Below are 2341 nucleotides of genomic sequence, written 5' to 3' on the forward strand. Positions count from 1 at the left end.
TTCTCGTCCAATGAGACGGGAAATGTTGAACAATTTATTAATGTTTCACATGAGAAAGGACGTTCATTTATTGTTGCCAGGCAGGGTAAAGGACTCTGGGCTTTTGAAGCCCAAAACATTACGAACAATGGAGCTTTTGTAAAGCTACCTCCGACAGGGCCTAATTATTGGGATGATATTAGCTGGATTGGATTTGATTCTGCCCGCGACAAAAGTTTTTTTGCAATTAAAAACCAGGAACTTGTGCGTATACAATGGGGTAAATGGAACCAAGAGAGGGTGGACTATCCTGTGGATTTATTCCGACAGCAGCACAACATTATAGCGTATTATCCTCTGTTTCCCGAACGGAAAGACCTGTTCGTGCTTGCACAGGGTGCGATTCATATGCAGGAAGCAACCAGTAACTCAGGGCGGGACATATACTTTTCTTCAAAAACCGGACAGGTATATCCAGGCAACATGATCAAGACTGTCAATGGAGGTTTGTTTTTTGCGGACCGAGAGAGGAGAAACCTTTATTTCTCCGATATGTGTGAGGCGCAGGATGGTTTTTATGCTGAACATGTCTTTGGACCAACTGCCTACCCATCCCCTAGTTTTTGCGTTGATGCCAAAGGAATTGTATATGCGGCTGAGAGCGTCAGCCAAAGATTGCATGTTGTCCTCCCTGACTCTCACTGGAATTGTATTTCTTGCGGAAAACACAGCGCCGAAAGATCTCAGGACATGCGCTGTCCTTTTTGTGGGGCAGAATTACCAGAAATTGGGGAAAAATATCGTTTATGGTTTGATATTGATTTGAGTGGAATCGGCACCGAGATTGGACCTATCCATGTTGATGCTGACTTAAGATTGTATGTTGTTACAGAAGGGAAAAACCTGTTTGAACTGCCATTACAAAAAAATGACTTTTGGGGAACTGCACCATAAATTAAGCCAGTTCATTTTATCTCCAATCACCCAATATAATAAAAGGTGACCAGAAATATGGGTTGGCGTACTCTTCTTTCGCCTTGACTGCCTGCATAGCCAATTGCAGGGCATGTGTTTTAGTGCGTCTATTTTTTACGTAGTGCCAGTAGAAGTTCTCCATCAAATAGCAGGTTGAAGCATCTGCTACCTGCCAAAGACTAGCCATTATAGAAGCTGTGCCGGCGTAAAACAGGCCGCGGCTCAGGCCTATAAGCTCATCCGCAATAGTAAACTGGTTGAGTCCTGATTCACAGGCGCTCATGGTAACCAGAGAGCTTTCTAATTTTTGGCTGAAAAAATCCAGTATGGTTGTTCTACGGTTACTACCAGCCTCTGGCGGAATATCGATTCCAGAAAGGAAAGGAAACTCCCCATTAAAACTTCCATGGCAAGCGAAGTGAACGACATCGAACTGCTTTTGCGCTGTTCGCTTAAAATAGGCATCAGTATTTTTGTACACTTCGGACTTTGGATAAAATGCCCCTGCAAGAAGATCGGCCTCCTTATCAACATAAGGGAGGTCCCCATTGTTTTTCGCCAGAATCAGGGCACTATCACGACTCGTTCTTTCTTTCTTCATGCAGGAAGCCAAAATTGAAGCGGTCGGGGTTACGCATATTTCGATCTTATCGATAAGATAAAGTTTATCTTTTTGACAGTATAGCGACTGAAAGGGGAAATAATGCCAAAATAGATGGGGAGATATTATAAGACGTTTAGCACGATTAATATGCTCAGAAAAAGGCTCAATGAGAAAATCATAAAAATGTGTTAATGGTGCCCGAATTTGTCGGATGAAATCGTGGGATCGTATATCGAGATGTTTGCTCTCCTTGATATTATTAATCAACAGGTATATGTCTTCAGATGATTGTCTGGCTGACTGTGTAACTTTTGTAGTCAAAATTTGACCGGTGTTGCCAATCAGAAAGAGTTCCAAGGAGTTTTCTGACTGATACATTCCTAGAAGCAGGGTTTCGCTATCCAGGATTTTCTGGGTGTCTAAAATTCGACTGGGCACAACTTGAAAAAGCGATGCCGCATCAGGGGAGAATGTCGCAAGATCTGACAACATCTCGGCCAATCTTCTTTGCTTTTGTTCTAGGCCATCAAGAAGATCTTTTGCGACAATATGTTTATCGAGGCTTGCTTTCCTTTCCTGATCCCAATCGCCATCTTCTGCTTCCTTTTTATTAGCTGAATCAAGGCTGTTTTGTATTTCCTCTATTTCTTGTAGAAGTTTACTGGCTCGCTGAAAGGTAATCGAGTCTTTTTCAAGAATCTCAAGGTAGTTTATATTGGCGGTTAAAAGTTCGAGAAGCGCTCTTGATTTTGCTCTTTCGATGTATTCAAAGGCTTCATCGTT

The 2341-nt window shown here is 42.4% G+C and carries 2 protein-coding genes; one reads left to right on the forward strand and one right to left on the reverse strand.

Annotated elements, in window-relative coordinates:
- Positions 1–933: hypothetical protein (locus HQK80_16470; protein MBF0223785.1), on the forward strand; the 933-nt coding region annotated here is incomplete at its 5' end.
- A 16-nt stretch (positions 934–949) separates the two neighbouring features.
- On the opposite strand, the gene HQK80_16475 is transcribed toward HQK80_16470, so the two are convergent.
- Positions 950–2341: CHAT domain-containing protein (locus HQK80_16475; protein MBF0223786.1), on the reverse strand; the 1392-nt coding region annotated here is incomplete at its 5' end.

The organism is Desulfobulbaceae bacterium (genome assembly GCA_015231515.1).
In the GTDB taxonomy this organism is placed as follows: Bacteria; Desulfobacterota; Desulfobulbia; order Desulfobulbales; family VMSU01; genus JADGBM01.